The 15,801-nt window shown below is 42.9% G+C and carries 14 protein-coding genes; 1 reads left to right on the forward strand and 13 read right to left on the reverse strand.

Translation table 11 applies throughout. The features are described 5' to 3' along the window. Window positions 1-183: 183 nt before the first annotated feature. Entirely contained in the window at window positions 184-492 is a 309-nt protein-coding gene (locus tag C6Y07_RS02295; RefSeq protein WP_034660817.1) for a magnetosome magnetite crystal formation protein family, read from the forward strand. A gap of 55 nt (window positions 493-547) precedes the next feature. Here C6Y07_RS02295 and C6Y07_RS02300 read toward each other — a convergent pair whose 3' ends face one another. The 13 genes from C6Y07_RS02300 to C6Y07_RS02360 form a co-directional block, all read right to left on the reverse strand. Next, window positions 548-1,951 (reverse strand): sensor histidine kinase, encoded by a 1,404-nt coding sequence (locus tag C6Y07_RS02300; RefSeq protein WP_106156183.1) that lies wholly within the window; start codon window positions 1,949-1,951, stop codon window positions 548-550. A 2-nt stretch (window positions 1,952-1,953) separates the two neighbouring features. After that, the gene (locus tag C6Y07_RS02305) at window positions 1,954-2,661 is read right to left on the reverse strand and encodes a response regulator transcription factor (protein ID WP_106047872.1); all 708 of its coding nucleotides are present in this window, start codon (window positions 2,659-2,661) and stop codon (window positions 1,954-1,956) included. A 131-nt stretch (window positions 2,662-2,792) separates the two neighbouring features. Beyond that, window positions 2,793-4,061 (reverse strand): glucuronoarabinoxylan endo-1,4-beta-xylanase XynC, encoded by a 1,269-nt coding sequence (xynC, locus tag C6Y07_RS02310; protein ID WP_060596459.1) that lies wholly within the window; start codon window positions 4,059-4,061, stop codon window positions 2,793-2,795. 53 nt (window positions 4,062-4,114) lie between these two features. Further along, a complete protein-coding gene (locus C6Y07_RS02315; RefSeq protein WP_060596460.1) occupies window positions 4,115-5,650 on the reverse strand; it encodes a glycoside hydrolase family 43 protein in 1,536 nt (511 codons plus the stop codon). Window positions 5,651-5,873: 223 nt separating this feature from the next. Next, complete coding sequence (locus C6Y07_RS02320) at window positions 5,874-7,334, reverse strand: CoA-acylating methylmalonate-semialdehyde dehydrogenase (RefSeq protein ID WP_060596461.1); 1,461 nt, start codon at window positions 7,332-7,334, stop codon at window positions 5,874-5,876. A 347-nt stretch (window positions 7,335-7,681) separates the two neighbouring features. Next, window positions 7,682-9,013 carry an alpha-glucosidase/alpha-galactosidase gene (gene melA / locus C6Y07_RS02325; RefSeq protein WP_060596462.1) on the reverse strand — a complete coding sequence of 444 codons (1,332 nt, stop codon included), beginning with the start codon at window positions 9,011-9,013 and terminating at the stop codon, window positions 7,682-7,684. A gap of 31 nt (window positions 9,014-9,044) precedes the next feature. Then, window positions 9,045-9,875, reverse strand: a complete 831-nt coding sequence (locus tag C6Y07_RS02330; RefSeq protein WP_066030827.1) for a carbohydrate ABC transporter permease — start codon at window positions 9,873-9,875, stop codon at window positions 9,045-9,047. Further along, entirely contained in the window at window positions 9,875-10,807 is a 933-nt protein-coding gene (locus C6Y07_RS02335) for a carbohydrate ABC transporter permease (RefSeq protein ID WP_060596464.1), read from the reverse strand. Before C6Y07_RS02335 ends, C6Y07_RS02330 begins: the two co-directional genes overlap by 1 nt. Before the next feature lie 30 nt (window positions 10,808-10,837). Further along, window positions 10,838-12,094 carry an ABC transporter substrate-binding protein gene (locus tag C6Y07_RS02340; protein ID WP_060596465.1) on the reverse strand — a complete coding sequence of 419 codons (1,257 nt, stop codon included), beginning with the start codon at window positions 12,092-12,094 and terminating at the stop codon, window positions 10,838-10,840. 216 nt (window positions 12,095-12,310) lie between these two features. Beyond that, window positions 12,311-13,351, reverse strand: coding sequence for a LacI family DNA-binding transcriptional regulator (locus C6Y07_RS02345; protein WP_060596466.1), 1,041 nt, complete (start codon window positions 13,349-13,351; stop codon window positions 12,311-12,313). Between the two features lie 183 nt (window positions 13,352-13,534). Then, window positions 13,535-14,227 carry a D-allulose 6-phosphate 3-epimerase gene (gene alsE, locus C6Y07_RS02350; RefSeq protein ID WP_106156185.1) on the reverse strand — a complete coding sequence of 231 codons (693 nt, stop codon included), beginning with the start codon at window positions 14,225-14,227 and terminating at the stop codon, window positions 13,535-13,537. Window positions 14,228-14,244: 17 nt separating this feature from the next. Next, on the reverse strand, window positions 14,245-15,507 hold the full coding sequence (gene ulaA, locus C6Y07_RS02355) for a PTS ascorbate transporter subunit IIC (RefSeq protein ID WP_060596468.1): 1,263 nt from the start codon (window positions 15,505-15,507) through the stop codon (window positions 14,245-14,247). 24 nt (window positions 15,508-15,531) lie between these two features. Then, window positions 15,532-15,798 carry a PTS sugar transporter subunit IIB gene (locus C6Y07_RS02360; protein ID WP_060596469.1) on the reverse strand — a complete coding sequence of 89 codons (267 nt, stop codon included), beginning with the start codon at window positions 15,796-15,798 and terminating at the stop codon, window positions 15,532-15,534. Between the last annotated feature and the right edge of the window lie 3 nt (window positions 15,799-15,801).

The raw sequence follows: 15,801 nt of genomic DNA on the forward strand, positions 1-15,801 counted from the left end.
AGCAGTTCCATAACTTGTATTTCCTTTATCTTTCATGTAGCGTTCGATCTTTTAACATTTTTAAGGTTGCTGTAAGGTTCGGATTAATACAAGTTAAGATTGAGGTAGTACAATGGGTTTGTAAGGAAGTGAGGGATGAGTCAAATGGTCCTCCTTCTAAATCAATCATAGAGGTGAAAAGGTTTGAGAGAAAATAAAATTTTGTCTTCATTATGTTACTTCAGTATCTTTTTTGCGCCATTTTTGTTTCCGATTATCGTCTATTTCTTAGGGAAGGACGAAGTGAAATATCATGCGAAAAAATCGCTATGGACACATTTTATTCCTTATTTGATTTTTGGCATTGGCATCCTTGGTTCAGGTTTACTTGGCATGAACGATATCAGACATGCTGGTCCGTTCTTAATTGCAACGTATGCTGTGACATTCCTTGTGGCGATCTACTTCTTCATTTGGAACATTGTCAAAGGCATTAAAGTGTTTTCAGAATAATAGATGGGAAAAACGGTTCTGTGATTGATCAGAACCGTTTTTTTTGTATGTCCATTCATGCGGGTAATTGGATATCAATCGTTGTTCCTTCCCCTATTATACTGCGTATCGTAATATCCCCGCCGTGCTTTTGGATAATATCCTTTGCAATGGCCATTCCGAGACCAGAGCCTGCATGTGTCCCTCCTGTATTCGTCCCTCTATAGTAGCGGTCAAACACTTTTTCTAGCTCTGCCTCTTCGATTCCTTTGCCGTTATCTTTAATCGTGATGTGGGTATTTTCTTTTTGTTCCAGCTGTACAATGATTTTCACATCAGAATCATTGTGGACAAGGGCATTTAATATAAGATTGGTGACCGCTCTTCGTATGAGGATCGTATCAATATTCAGTATCAGCTTGTCTACATTCGTTTGCAGCTCAATGGTCTGATTAGCATATCTCGAATCATTGAGGATATCAATTAACGTTTCACGCAGCAACGGCACAATGTTCACCAGCTCTTTATGCAGCATCACGTCGTTATTTTTCAGCCTTGTTGTTAAATTTAGATCCTCCATGACATCTTTGATGTACAGTGATTTATTCTCTATGATGCTGGCATAATCTCTGATGTCTTGATCTGAAAGAGGATAATTTGGATCTTTGATGATTTCTGCATAGCCTTGAATAGAGGATAATGGTGTTTTAATATCATGAGAAATATGACTGATCCACTCTTCCCGCATTTGCTCTAATTTGTCTTTTTCTTTTTGGCTTGAAGCGAGCTGCTCTGATAAGTGATTGACATTATAGAAGACATCTTTATATATTCCCTTAGTTGGCAGCTTTGTCGTATAATCTCCGTTTGCGAGCCGCTGGATTCCATGAATGGCACGGCCGAGCGGTTTGATGAGCTGCCGGCTGAATAAGTATCCAATGAAAAAGGCAATGATGGCATCGATCGATAATAAAATCATCGTCCCGATATTGAATCTTGATATTAAGTCCTTCGTGTCGAAAGAGAATAAATATTTTCCGATGGCAGGGTTCTTAAATCCGATAAAGTAGCTGTATTCCCTGCCCTTTCCTTTTTTTTCGCCGGCATAAATGGTCGATAACAATTGCTTATCTTTATATTTATGTATGTTCACGATTTCTATAGGTGTATATTTGCTCTTTATTCCTTTAGGTGCGTGTGCATGATAGACGTCTTGTCCATTTTCGTCTAATATTTGAATCCACGCATTTTGTTGTTTTAAGGCTTGCTGTCCTTCTTTGTTCACAGTGATGCCTTGATCGGAAAAGGTTATGTATTGTTCAAATGTTCTTGTGAAGGTTTCGGGCGTATTTTCTTCGTTTTGCTGGCTGCTTGCTTGTAGTACAAGCCAAATCATGAATCCAAATAAGTTAATAAAGACAGTGATAATGGTCACGATAATGACAGAGACCATATATCTGCCTGTTAATCGCCATTTCATCCTTACGCATCCTTTACAACAAATTTATAGCCAAGCCCTTTGACCGTCACGAGAAATTCTGGTATAGATGGGGAATTCTCTATTTTCTCCCGAAGTCTTCGTATATGAACCATCACCGTATTGTCAGAACCGAAGAAATCTTCTCCCCAAACGGTTTGATAAAGCGTTTCTTTACTGATCACTCGATTCGGATGCTGCAAGAAATAGGTCATCAGCATAAGTTCTTTCGGTGTGAGCTCAATTACCGCTCCGTTTTTCGTCAGTTCGGCTTGCTGCTCATTTAACTCAAATGGCCCTTTTTTGATCACGGGATCAGCTTGAGAAGGCTGTAAGTATGATGACCGTCTCAGCTGGGCTTTTACCCGGTAGGCGACTTCCTTTGGGCTGAAAGGTTTTGTAATGTAATCATCGCCGCCAATGGCAAGTCCTACAATTTTGTCTGATTCCTCTCCCTTTGCTGATAAAAAGATAATCGGAACATGCGAGACGTCTCTGATTTGTTTACAAATATCGTAGCCTTCACCGTCTGGCAGCATAATATCCAGTATGACGAGATCGGGATGTTCTTGATGGAATTGCGTGAGCCCATCACGGGCAGTTGAAGCTGTTATCACCCGGTCAATGCCTTCTCTTGTTAATACTGTATGGATTAATTCCAAAATTTCTTTTTCGTCATCTATAATCAATACTTTGCTTTGAAGCTTTGGCATTATGATCACTCTCCTGAAGTCATTGTTATTATTATACCCAAAGTGTAGACATCGTGAAAAATCAACTTTCTATTTGCACAGAAAAAAGCCAATTTTCTTTTTTAATGAGAAAATTGGCTTTTGGTGTTTTTTTAGCGTTTGACCACAAATGTTGTCACACTTTGAGCCGGGAGATGAGCCCAAAATTGATTACCTGATATATTTAAGTCAGTTCCAGGCTGAAGGTTGCTGTTACTACTCGTAATCCATCTTGACGCTTGTGAAGCGGTTCCATTTTGCATGACAAAGTGCTGGTTAACGCCTGTATTGTTTTTATTAATCGCTACAATGACGACCTTATTGTCCCCTTTATAGGCTGAGACGAAAACATTCGGTTCAGGGCTTTTCGTTGCATCAATCCTGACGTACCCTGGACGCACAAACTTGGAGAAATGCGCCATGTTGTAGCCACGTTTGCTAATCATTCCATCTTCCTTCATAGGACCGTATGATCTGCGGATGTACCACCAAACATACGCCTGAAAATCACCTTCCACCATCGAATGGTGAATATGCTCTGACACCCCTAATGCCTCAGGCCAGCGGTCCGCTGAATTGTTATCACTATTCGGGTAATATACCTCTGTCATCCACAGCTCTTTCCCCGCTCCTTTTTGTTTAAAAAGAGGATACGGAAGCTGGCTGATCTGGGTTCCATACAGATGGGCACCGAGAATGTCCATATTTCTAAGCGCCTGCGGATCGTTTAAGATAGGATCTGATATATTTTTAAGGTATTGAAAAGATTCTGGTGCAATCACGCGTGCATTAATGGAGCCGGCATTTTCTCTCATGAATCGCAGGATTTCCTGAGGCGTCCACCATGTCCATTCGTGTGCATAATCAGGCTCGTTTTGTACAGAAATGGCATAGAGGTTGACACCATTATTTTTCATGTATGTCACAAAATCATTGAGATGCTGAGCATACGCGGCGTATTGATTGTATCTCAACCGCTTTGCAGACGCACCATTACGGTTGAAAGTCTCCACCATATGGCTTGGAGGATTCCAAGGCGAAGCGATCACTAAAGCGCCATGCTCTATTGCTCTTTTGGCGGTAGCAACTTCTCTGTGCCAATTATTTCTGTTCTCGTCTACATTAATTCGTAGAATGGAGAATCCTAATTGATTCTGCCCATTGCCAAAGGCGGTTTCCCTTTGAGGGGCGGTTAAATCACCAATCCAAGCCGGGTGGTTCATTCCGCCAAAGCCGCGAATCACTTGTCTTTCCGCATTGACATTAATATTCGCATCACTTGCTGCTGAAACCTCAGTTACCCCAGGCCCTATGAACATGACAGACAGCATAGTGAAGCAGATCAATAAAGTACAAATTGGTTTTTTGATTATGGACATCAAATTTTCCCACTCTCCCATCAACCAGTGATCGATGCCGCAGCATCTGATTTTGTTTACCTTTGAGTAAACTGCCAGGAATCAAATTGGAATAGGTTGGCACCATTTCCTTTGAAGACAAAAAATACGTTGTGCACTCCTGCTGCTCCGTTCACTGCCGTTTCTATTTCTCGCCAGTTTCCGCCTGTGGAAGGGACATTGAGTGTTCCGGCAATTCTGCCGTCTGGACTGCCAAGACGTACTTCTATTTGTCCACCTGAAGCGGATGCTACATTGGCTTTAAAGGTTCTGGCACCGCTCGATCCGAAATCGACATTACTGACAGCCACCCAATCACCGTTTTGAATGTTTGTGATATGCTGGTTATTGACTGGTCCACCTGGTGCTGAGGAGGCCTCTGTTAAAATGCGTCCATTCCAAGCGAATGTTTCAGCTTCTACCCGTTGATAAGGATTCAGGTTGGAAAGCTGTTTAACTCCTTCAAAATTGGCTGCGACCTCTCGAAGGGAGCCGTCAGCATTATGCACAAGCTTATTAATGTGTGGAGATCTGTAGCCTTTCCCTGCTCCATATAAGGCTGAGCTCACCGTTTGCGTGTGATACACGACATACCACTCGTTTTTAAAATGGAACACAGCATGATGGTTGTTACCGCCGCCGCCGAAAAATGCACCCGGATTTTTCAGGAAGTGTCCTTTATACGTAAAGGGGCCCATTGGACTTGAGCTCGTCATATAACCGATCTCACCAGGTGGTTTATCTGCTGGGTGGGAGCCGCCAAAATTGATGCAATAGGAATAGTAATAGGTACCGTTATACTTATGCATACCCGAATCTTCAAACATAAAAGGAGCATCAATGGTTGATGCGCTGCCAACTACACTAGTCATGTCAGATCCTAGTTTCAGAACTCTTGCTGTTTTAGGATTGGCCCATTGTCCCTGCGTTGGATTTGAACCGCCTGGAACGCCTCCTCCGGCATATAGATAACCGGTTCCGTCATCATCTACAAATACGGCTGGATCAAAAAGCCATACAACACCGGACATCCCTGGTGTATTTGGCGTGACGAGCGCTTTTCCGATAGGATCTTTCCAAGGTCCAATCGGGCTGTCTGCTGTCAAGACGCCAATCCCTCCGCCGCTGTTAGCAAAATAAAGGAAAAATTTATCCTTCCCATTGATCTTTTTCACCGCAGCGGATGGAGCCCAGGAAGCGCCTGCCCATTTGGCAATCCCTCTCCCGCCATTGGCCCCATTTGCGCCAGCTACTGGAATCGCTCCGTGATCTGTCCAGTTCACCATATCCGCCGAAGAGATGACAAAGACCCTATTCAAATTCGCAAAAGAATTATCCTTAATCGTTCCATTGCTGTGATATTCATAGTCATCACTCGACATATAAATGTACACTCTGCCGTTATAGGTGAGCGCAAACGGATCCGCCCCCAGGTGATGGTCTATGAGTGGATTTGCATTTCCTACTCGTTTTGCAATGGGGGTACTTGCTGCACTCGCATCATATACCGGTATACAGCTCAGCACCAAAGCAAGAATCAAAAAACCTACACCGCACTTCATCCTCTTCCTCATCGTGTCATTTTCCTCCTGTTTTCATCTTCCTAATATTGGGGTTTACGCCCAATTTCAAATTATGTTGATATGCGCTGATGAAGAATGAATACAAAGGATGATTTCTAGGGGAAATCACTGCTAAAATCATCATGAAAACCCTTACTTTTTGACTAGGAGACAATAAAAAATGCAGTCCTCCACTTTGGAACTGCATTTTTTCTTCTTATTCAATGAATGTAGATTACATATAACGAGCGGTCACCATTTTCTTTCTTGTGTAAAACTCTACTCCGTCTGTTCCGTTCGCATGTAAGTCCCCGTAGAAAGAATCCTTCCAGCCGGAAAACGGGAAAAATGCCATTGGTGCGGGCACACCGATATTCACGCCGAGCATACCTGCTTCGATGTTTTCGCGAAATTCTCTGATGCTTGATGCGCTGTCCGTGTAAAGGCAGGCACCGTTCGCAAATTTTGATTGATTGGACAGGTCGATCGCTTCTGTTAGTGAAGAGACACGGACAACTGATAAGACTGGGGCGAAAATCTCGTCCTGCCAAATTTTCATTTGATTTGTGACATGGTCAAAAATCGTCGGTCCAACGAAATACCCTTTTCCATTTGTTTCAAGGTCATTCCTACCATCACGAATGAGGCTTGCTCCTTCTTCAATCCCTGACTGGATATATTGAAGCGTTCGTTCTTTATGTTCCTTTCGAATGACTGGACCAAGAAAGACATCTTCATTTATTCCATTTCCAATGACGAGCTCGTTCGATTCATCAACTAATTTTTGAATGAACTCATCTGCCACTTCTTCTTCCACCGCGACAACAGCCGCGGCCATGCAGCGCTCTCCCGCTGATCCAAAGGCAGCACCAATGATTTGTTTCGTTGCCGCATCTAAATCTGCATCTTTGAGGACAATGGAGTGATTCTTTGCACCTGCAAGTGCTTGGACACGTTTGCCATGCTCTGTGCCTTTTTTATAGACGTATTCTGCGACTGGCTGAGAGCCGACAAATGAAATGGCTTTGACCTTTTGGTGTTCAAGCAGACCATTGACGACATCGTGAGCCCCATTGACGATGTTGAGAACACCTTTTGGAAGACCCGCTTCTTCAAATAGCTCGGCTAACCGCGCGGCAAGAATGGGCGTTCGTTCTGAAGGTTTTAAAACAAACGTATTTCCGCAGGCAATGGCAAGCGGGAACATCCAGCACGGGACCATCATCGGAAAGTTAAATGGCGTAATGCCGCCAATGACACCAATCGGATAGCGGTACATGCCAGATTCGAGTCCAGATGCGATATCTGGTAATTGTTTTCCCATCATTAAGGTCGGTGCACCAGCGGCAAATTCCACACATTCAATCCCTCGCTGCACTTCTCCTTTTGCCTCTGTTATGCTTTTTCCGTTTTCAATCGTTACGAGTTCAGCCAGCTCATCCCATTTTTCAACGAGTAACTGCTGGTATTTAAATAAAATGCGTGCACGGCGGGGAACTGGTGTTTTCGACCAAGTGGTAAATGCTTCTTGTGCTGCCTGTACCGCACGTTCGACATCCTTTTTTGTTGAAAGCGGCACTTCTGCGATGATCTCGCCAATAGCTGGGTTATATACTGCCTCTGTTTGACTTGTTTCTGCCTCAATCCATTGTCCGCCAATATAATTTTTCAACATTTGTACATCTGTTTTGGTCATGTTCCCTCTCTCCTTTTTATGAAAGAATGTCATGCTTATAGGATGTGTATGGTTGTCATTGTCTCATCTAACGGGCGCCCATCTGTATACACTCTTTGTCAAATGAAACTGACGTTTTGGTTTACGTTGTGATAAAGAGCTTGCTCTAAAGTGTGAAAGGTTGCCGCCCATCGATTTGTTTGTGAGAAATGATTCCGGAATGTGATTTATTCATGGTGTATTTTTGATCAACTATTGGGTAACTGTAGAAAAATCATAATATTAAAAATGCTTTCAGTCAATCCTCTTTTTGCAACATAAGAAAAACCTGATGCGCGTTGCATCAGGTAGAGGCTGGTTCTTTTCTTTTATTTAGTTGATGCAGCATATTGATTCGGTTCTGCAAAATGCGGGAGCATCTCACCATGTGCTTCAATGAGTTCATCGCATAATTTGATGATGTCATCAATGGATAGTTCAGCGCTTGTGTGTGGATCAAGTAATGCCGCTTGATAAATGTGCTCTTTTTTGCCGCTAATTGCTGCTTCGATTGTCATGAGCTGTGAGCTGATATTGGTCCGGTTGAGTCCAGCCAATTGTTCAGGGATCTCTCCGACATAGCAAGGCATGATGCCGCTGCGATCTGCAACACATGGTACTTCGACACACGCTTTTTCAGGCAGATTGTGAATGAGTCCTCCTGTGTTCAGCACATTCCCGCCAAATTTAAAGGGAACGTTCGTTTCGATCGCTTCAATGATACGAGAACCATATTCTTTTGAGCGAGTATGTGTGATCTGTGTATTGCCCACAAGGTCATGCTTCATTGTATTCCAGTTGTTGATTTGTTCCTCGCAGCGTCTCGGATATTCATCGAGCGGAATGTTAAATTGACCAATCAGTTCTGGATAGCGTGCTTTGATAAAATAAGGATGGTATTCGGCATTGTGCTCTGAGGATTCTGTGACATAGTAGCCGAATTTATCCATCAGCTCAAAACGTACCATATCATGGTGCCGCGCTTGCTGCTTTTCTTTCGCTCTTCTTTTGATGTCTGGGTACAAATCTTTTCCGTCCCGTTTCACCTCTAATAACCATGCCATATGGTTGATGCCGGCAATTTTTTCTTCAATGCCTTCATGATCCATTTCAAGTGATTCAAATAGATCCTTTGTACACACCTGCACACTATGACAAAGACCCACCGTTTGAATCGGTGTATAGCGCAGCATCGCACCTGTCAGTGTGGCCATTGGATTTGTATAATTTAATAATAAAGCATTTGGGCAAACCTCTTCCATCTCCTTTGCAAAATCAAGCATCACAGGAATTGTTCGAAGGAAGCGGAAGATGCCGCCGATGCCAACCGTATCCGCAATCGTTTGTCTTAATCCGTATTTTTTCGGAATCTCAAAATCAATTACAGTGCTTGGCCGATAGCCTCCAACCTGGATGGCATTGATGACATATTTCGCATCCTTTAAGGCTTCTTTTCGGTTGTGATAGGGCTTAATGGTCACATTTGCACCGTAGTTCTCTTTTAAATGCCGAAGCATCGTGTCTGATTCATTCAGCCGGTTGTGGTCGATATCATATAATGCGAATTCAAAGCCGCTAAGTGCAGGGACGAACAAACAATCTCCTAATATATTTTTAGCAAACACGGTACTCCCTGCACCGATAAATGTAATTTTAGACATTGACGACTCTCCTTTTTACATCCATATTGAACTACCCTTTGACAGAGCCTTGTGAAAGCCCTGCGATAAAATATTTTTGCAACAGTAAAAACATCGTAACCATTGGCAGCATCGCAATGAGCGCAGCGGCACCAACGAGCTGGAGCTGATGCTGATTTTGACCAAAAAAATGGGATAAGGCGACTGTGAGTGTATGCATCTCTTTATCTTGCAAAAAGAAGATGGCAAATTGATAGTCGTTCCAAATATACACACAGGCAATGATTAAGACAGAAGCGGTAATGGGCTTCAGAAGAGGAAAAACGACAGTGAAAAAAACTCTGAGTGTCCCCGCTCCATCAATACGGGCTGCTTCTTCAAGCTCCTTTGGAATGGTCGACCGGATAAAGCCTGCGTATAAGAAAATGGTTAGCGGCAAAAAAGCAGCGACATTATTTAAAATAGAGATTTGATAGGTGTTCATCATCCCGATTTGAACGACCATTTTATAGAGCGGGACAAGGGCTGTGAGCGGTGGAATGACCATAATGGTGATGAATAAAACATAAACTGCTTTATTTAGCTTTGTGTTTCTTCTTGCGAGCGGATAGGCTGCAAGAGATCCAAGTATGATGAGTAATACAGCGGAGCTAAACGTAATCATCACTGTATTCAAAAAGGACTGGCCAAGCTGAGCCTCTGTCCATGCCGTGCGAAAGTTTTCAAGATGGAGCGCTTTCGGAAACAGCCATTTTGAACTGAAATCTCCTATCCCCTTTAATGATGTCGTCACCAAGATATAAAATGGAATGAGGTGAAGCAATGTCACCAAAAGTGCGAGGAAGGTGTACCATCTCTTTTTGCGTTTAAAGGCGTTATCCATCACACCTCGGTCTCCTTTCGTTTGAAATAAATCAGTGCTGCGACACTAATGACAAGGATGATGACCGCCATGAAGACTCCTTGCGTTGCTGCATAGCCTGCATCCTGACGTTTGAAATACAGATCATACATAAAGGTCGACATCGATTGCGAGGAATCTCCAGGTCCGCCGCCTGTTAGTGCCACAATGACATCAAAAAGTTTCAGCCCGCCAATGACGTTAAGCACAACATTAATGGTGATAGACGGCATAAGCAGCGGCAATGTGATCCGTCTGAATTGCTGGAGGCTTGATGCGCCGTCTAATTGTGCCGCCTCATAATAATCCTTAGGAATACTTTGAAGGCCTGCTAAATAAATGATCATCGCAATTCCGACGAATTGATAGGTGTTGACAAGCACAATGATCCATGTGTTTAATTGCGGATTGCCAAGCGCATTCATTTGGTCAAATCCAAAAAACGTCACCACATCGTTTAAGGCACCGCCTTGGTAAGCAAACACAAAATACCAAATATAGCCCATGGCAATCGGACTGATCATGACAGGTAGATAGATCACCGTCCTTGTGATGCCTCTTATCTTTAAACTTTGGTTTAATAAGAGAGCATATCCAAGTCCAATGATATTTTGTAAGATTGTACTCCCAATTCCGTAGAGAAGCGTGTTTTTGACAACAAGCCATGTCGTTGGGTCTTGAAGCAGACGTTTATATTGATCAAGCCCAATCCATTCATAAGTTTGTGAGAACCCGTTCCAATTCGTAAAAGATAGCTGAATGCCGTTCAAAAAAGGATAAATGATAAAGGTACTGACGACGAGTACAGCTGGCATGTACATCCACCAAAGTGATGAATTCCGGCTTTTTTGCATCTTTTGTTTTGGTAAAGAGGTAAATGCGGCTGGCTGCTTTGCTTTTGTGATGTCATTCATTGGCTTCACTCCTGTTTCAGCATGGGCCTGCTATTGTTTTTTCAGACGCTTATATTCCTCTTCCATCTTCTTCGATAATTGTTCTGGTGTGATGGAGCCTGCTAATAATTCTTGACCCGTCGTTGCCATGACAGCCCACATTCCGCTTGGTAAGTATTTTCGATCGAAGTAAGGTTCAATCTTCACCTGTTCGTATTGATCGTAAAACGTAGAGTAATAGTTTTTCACTTTTACATGCGTTAAGGCTGCTTCAGAGGATGTGCCTTCTGCGATTTTTTCCGCATTTTCAGGCTTTGCGAGAAAATCGATGAATTGTTTTGCTTCTTTTAGATGCTTGGAGTCCTTCCAGGCAGCGACAGTAAATCGTTCTCCCCCAATCCAGCTTTGCTCATCTCCTTCATGAATGGCAGGAACAGGTATCGTGCCTACTTTGATCGATTGATTGAGTTCTGACGCTTCAGGTCCTAAAGAACCTCCGACAAAGGTGAAGGCTATTTTGTTTTGTGCCATCAGTTCAGGTGCTTGAGATAGTTTCGCTGTCAGGACATCTTTGTTTAAAAAATCTTGATCCTTCAGCTCCTTCATGAACTGTGCAAGCGGTGTATAGTGAGACCAATCAAAAGATCCGTTTTCAAGTTCTTTTCCGTATTGATGTTTTGGATCGGTGATTAATAAAGGTGTGGCTAGTTCATCAAAGACTTGGGCGATATTTGAGTTATCTCCTCCTGGTATCCAGAGCGGCACAACCTCTCCTTTGCTCTTTTCTTTAACTGTCAGCAAAGCAGATTTTAATTCATCAAGTGTTTTAGGGACTTCAATGTCATAGTCCTTTAATAGATTGGCATTAAAGCTAAGCCCGTCTTTTGCTTGATTCAGCGGATACGCGTATACTTTGCCATCTTGGTCCTTTAAAATCTGATCGAGAGATGGATCAAGCTGTTTGACCCAATCCATCTCTTTTAAATCAGCCACATACTCGCTATAGCGCAGTTTGGCCCAGCCATGTGTGTCAAACAGATCCGGCATATCGTTTGCCCCCATTTTGACGCGAATCATATCTTCATAGCTGTTGCCCGGGAAGTTGGCATCGATTCGAATATGTGGATGCTCTTTTTCAAACTCACGAATCACTTCTTCAAATGCTTTTCTTTCCCCGCTGTTGCTCATCGTCGAAAAGAGAGTCAGGGTGACCTTTCCGTTTGCTTCGGACGTACCGTTATTGCCGCAAGCAGACAAAAGAATGGTCAAGACAAAGGCCGCAGTCAGCAGCATGAATTTTTTATTCATGGTTTCCTCCTTTTGATCACTGAAAATTCAGACGATAATCGGTAGAATTCATGCAGTTGCGGAAACAAAAGAAGTCCATTATACTGGAATTCTATTCTTTTCAAAGAGATAAGAGAGCATAACGGCAGGCTGCCTTGTTCTTAGCATGATCTGGCCATCATGCTGAGCAGCTGCTTTCTGCTTTTTTGTCTCTTTTTTGTTTGCTGAGATCTTGGTTCACCCCCTTTCATGGATGAGACATGTGCTGCCCCGTTCGATGAGTTTTGTTGGCACGACGACTTTTAGAGGGAGCTTTCTTCCGTTTATTCGCTCAAGCAAAAGCTTCAAGCCGACTTCCCCCATTTCTTCTGTATATACTTTTACGCTTGTAAGCGGCGGACTTGAAAATGAAGCAGCTTCAATGTCATTAAACCCAACAATGGATACATCGAAAGGAACACGCAGACCGGCTTCGTTGAGCGCACGCATTGCACCGATCGCCATTGAATCACTTCCGATAAAAAAGGCTTGTGGAAGGTTTCCTTTTTTAATGGCTTGCTGCATAAGCGTATAGCCTTCTTGCATGGAGTATTCCCCAATGTGGATGTCATCCAGATGAAGATATCCCGCCTCCTGCATTCTTCTCATAAACGTCGTTTGCCTTTCGTCCTCAATCACAGCGTTTCCTTCGAAATAATGCTCCCGCTCCTTTCCGCCAATATAGCCTAGATGTGTATAGCCAAGCGATTGCAGATGGCGAATTGCTCGATCTGCCGCTCTTACAAAATCAACATGTACACAATCATACAAATCTTCATCCGCATAGTGATTAATAAAAACAATGTGTTCCATTCGGTTTGTCATTTTTTCAACTGTATCGGGACTGATTCGTCCAATGACAATCAAACCGTCAATATCCTTTAGCATCGCCCCTTTGTCCATGCTTCTCAGGCGAAAGGTATGGAGGGTGGACAGCCCTTGTTTGGCATATTCTTTTTCAATTCCTTTTCGAATCGATGAAAAAAAGGGATCATTTAATTCTTCGTCAATGGATTGAGCGACAACGATACCGATGACTGGGGATTCAGATGGAGGTTTTTCTTCTGCTTGATCGGCTTTTCTTGCTCTCACTGGGGTATAGTTTAGCTTCTTTGCAATGTCGAGGATGTTTTGTCTTGTTGCGTGTGAAACGGCAAGTGTTTGATCGCCATTTAACACACGGGATACAGTGGATACGGACACTTTTGCATCATGGGCAATATCTTTGAGTGTGGTCATAGGCAAACTCCTCTTAGATTTTGACTAAATATTTACTAAAGATATTTGAAGGATAACATATAAGTAAAGCGCTTTCAATTGTGGATTTGTAATTTTTTTATTTTGTATTTGGTTATGTTTTGGTGAGATTGCGGTGTTTTAGTAAAATTGCGTAAAAAAGAGGATGGATTACATCCTCTTTTACTAACGTGATTCAATTGAGGCTGTTTCTTTTGCAAACAATTGCTTCATTGTCTCCCAAGCTTTATCGAGTTGATTGTGAAGTCCAAATAAACCTGAGTTGCCGATGATATAGATCTCATTTCCAGCCTCAGCAAGCAGCCGGAACGTGCTCTCATTACAAGAGCCGTCTACTTCAATTGAAAATGAGTATCCTCCTTGCTCTTTTATCTTTCTCACCTCTTTGATTTTACGAAGCATTTCTTTAATAAAAGGCTGTCCAGCAAAGCCTGGATCGATCGTCATGATCGTCACTCGGTCTATTAAATGTATAAAGGAATTTAACACCGCAATTGGTGTGGCGGGATTTAAGACAAAGCCGACCTTGCAGTCTCTTTGATGGATATGCCGAATGATTCTAAAAACGTCTCTTTGCACGACGTCTGGGTGTAAGCAGATCATGCTTGCGCCTGCATCAATGCAGGCATCGATTAAAAATTCTTGGGGGTATTCCGCCATAAGGTGAACATCAATTGGTCTATCTGTCAGTTTTCGAAGCTGTTCTATGAAAAAGGGCGATAAGGTGATATTTTTCACGTAATGACCATCCATGACGTCGACATGATATCGATCTGCTCTTGTGTTGAGTATATGAATTTGTTCGCGGAAGTGCGTTAAATCCATGCACATCAATGAAGGTGAAAAAATGGCTGTCATTCTGAGGCTCCTCCTTTTTAGAGTTGAAATAAAAGCTTGATCAATCCAATCAAGATTCCGATGATACCAAAGTCTGTATCTCCAAAAGTTGTCCCTTCAAAGCCAAGGGTTCCTAACACAGGTAATAAACAAGCAGGTAAAAAGGAAAGAAGCAATCCATTCACAAAGGCCCCAGCGACAGCACCTCTTACGCCTCCTGTTGCATTACCATACACTCCTGCTGTAGCGCCGCAAAAAAAGTGCGGGACAAGACCAGGGACAATGACAGTTAAACCAAACAAAGGTAAAAGAAAAATGGATACGATGCCTCCTGCAAAGCTGCATAAAAATCCGATAATGACTGCATTTGGAGCAAATGGAAAAACGGTTGGCGCGTCAAGTGCCGGCTTTGCCCCTTTCACAAAACGATCGGCAATCCCTTTGAAAGCAGGCACGATTTCACCGATTGCCATCCGCACCCCGGCTAAAATAATGTACACACCTGCAGCAAAGGTAATAGCCTGAATGAGAATGAAGACAGCGAAGTTCGTGCCCCCGCTAATTTGTTCTATAAAGGGAATCCCTGCAAACGGTGCAATCGCAAAGAACAGCAAAGCCATCGTGATCGAAATGGCAACAGATGTATCTCTTAGAAAGCCGAGTGATTTAGGCACTTGAATGGTTTCCGTTGATCTCTCTGGACGACCGATCCATTTGCCGATCATTCCCGCTGTAAAATAACCGAAGGTACTGAAGTGTCCGAGCGCGAGATCATCGCTTCCTGTGACTTTCCTTGTGAATGGCTGAAGGATAGCGGGTGCAATGACCATAGCTGTTCCTAATATAATCGAACCGGTGGTCACAAGAAATCCTCCTTGCATTCCGGCTGTCGAGAGAACGACTGCGAGCATTGCAGCCATATACAAGGTATGGTGCCCTGTTAAAAAGACGTATTTAAAGGGCGTGAATTTTGCCAATAACAAATTGACCAGCATGCCAAAAATCATAATGAGAGCCGTCTGTGTACCGAATTCCTTTTGGGCAATGGCCGCCATGGCATCTGTATTTGGGACAACCCCTTGAATGTGAAAGGCTGCTTCAAACATTTTTCGAAAAACTCCAAGTGAATCAGACACGACCGTGGCGCCCGCTCCTAATATTAAAAAACCCATGGTTGTTTTCAAGGTGCCTGACACGGTATCTGCGGCTGATTTTTTCTGCAAAAGTAAACCGGCCAGTGCAAACAAACCGATGAGAATTGCCGGTGTGCCCAATATATCGTTCATGATCAGTTCCATCATGATGTGATCCCCCTTTTTTGTGGCTTATATGTGTTTACGAAGGACGTCTTTAATGGCTTTCTGGTCTAACAAGTTATTTAATCCAGCGACCTTTCTTGTGCCGTCATCCAGCTGATCGATAATGTCTGTTGCTCCGATATATAGATCGGCCTGTTCATTTTTACTTGTGCTGAGATCGGTATGATCTACTTCAGCTACAAGTCCTAACTCTTCTAATGCTTTTTTGACATTCATTTCTACGATAAAGCTGCTTCCTAATCCGTTTCCGCACACAACAAGAATTTTTTTCATTCT

It is taken from the genome of Bacillus sp. LNXM12-1 (assembly GCF_003004375.1).
Classification (GTDB): Bacteria; Bacillota; Bacilli; order Bacillales; family Bacillaceae; genus Bacillus.

Coding starts and splice junctions, on each gene's coding strand:
- C6Y07_RS02300 (WP_106156183.1), bottom strand. CDS start 1,951: ATGAAATGGCGATTAACAGGCAGATATATGGTCTCTGTCATTATCGTG.
- C6Y07_RS02305 (WP_106047872.1), bottom strand. CDS start 2,661: ATGCCAAAGCTTCAAAGCAAAGTATTGATTATAGATGACGAAAAAGAA.
- C6Y07_RS02315 (WP_060596460.1), bottom strand. CDS start 5,650: ATGAGGAAGAGGATGAAGTGCGGTGTAGGTTTTTTGATTCTTGCTTTG.
- C6Y07_RS02320 (WP_060596461.1), bottom strand. CDS start 7,334: ATGACCAAAACAGATGTACAAATGTTGAAAAATTATATTGGCGGACAA.
- melA (WP_060596462.1), bottom strand. CDS start 9,013: ATGTCTAAAATTACATTTATCGGTGCAGGGAGTACCGTGTTTGCTAAA.
- C6Y07_RS02330 (WP_066030827.1), bottom strand. CDS start 9,875: ATGGATAACGCCTTTAAACGCAAAAAGAGATGGTACACCTTCCTCGCA.
- C6Y07_RS02335 (WP_060596464.1), bottom strand. CDS start 10,807: ATGAATGACATCACAAAAGCAAAGCAGCCAGCCGCATTTACCTCTTTA.
- C6Y07_RS02340 (WP_060596465.1), bottom strand. CDS start 12,094: ATGAATAAAAAATTCATGCTGCTGACTGCGGCCTTTGTCTTGACCATT.
- C6Y07_RS02345 (WP_060596466.1), bottom strand. CDS start 13,351: ATGACCACACTCAAAGATATTGCCCATGATGCAAAAGTGTCCGTATCC.
- alsE (WP_106156185.1), bottom strand. CDS start 14,227: ATGACAGCCATTTTTTCACCTTCATTGATGTGCATGGATTTAACGCAC.
- ulaA (WP_060596468.1), bottom strand. CDS start 15,507: ATGATGGAACTGATCATGAACGATATATTGGGCACACCGGCAATTCTC.
- C6Y07_RS02360 (WP_060596469.1), bottom strand. CDS start 15,798: ATGAAAAAAATTCTTGTTGTGTGCGGAAACGGATTAGGAAGCAGCTTT.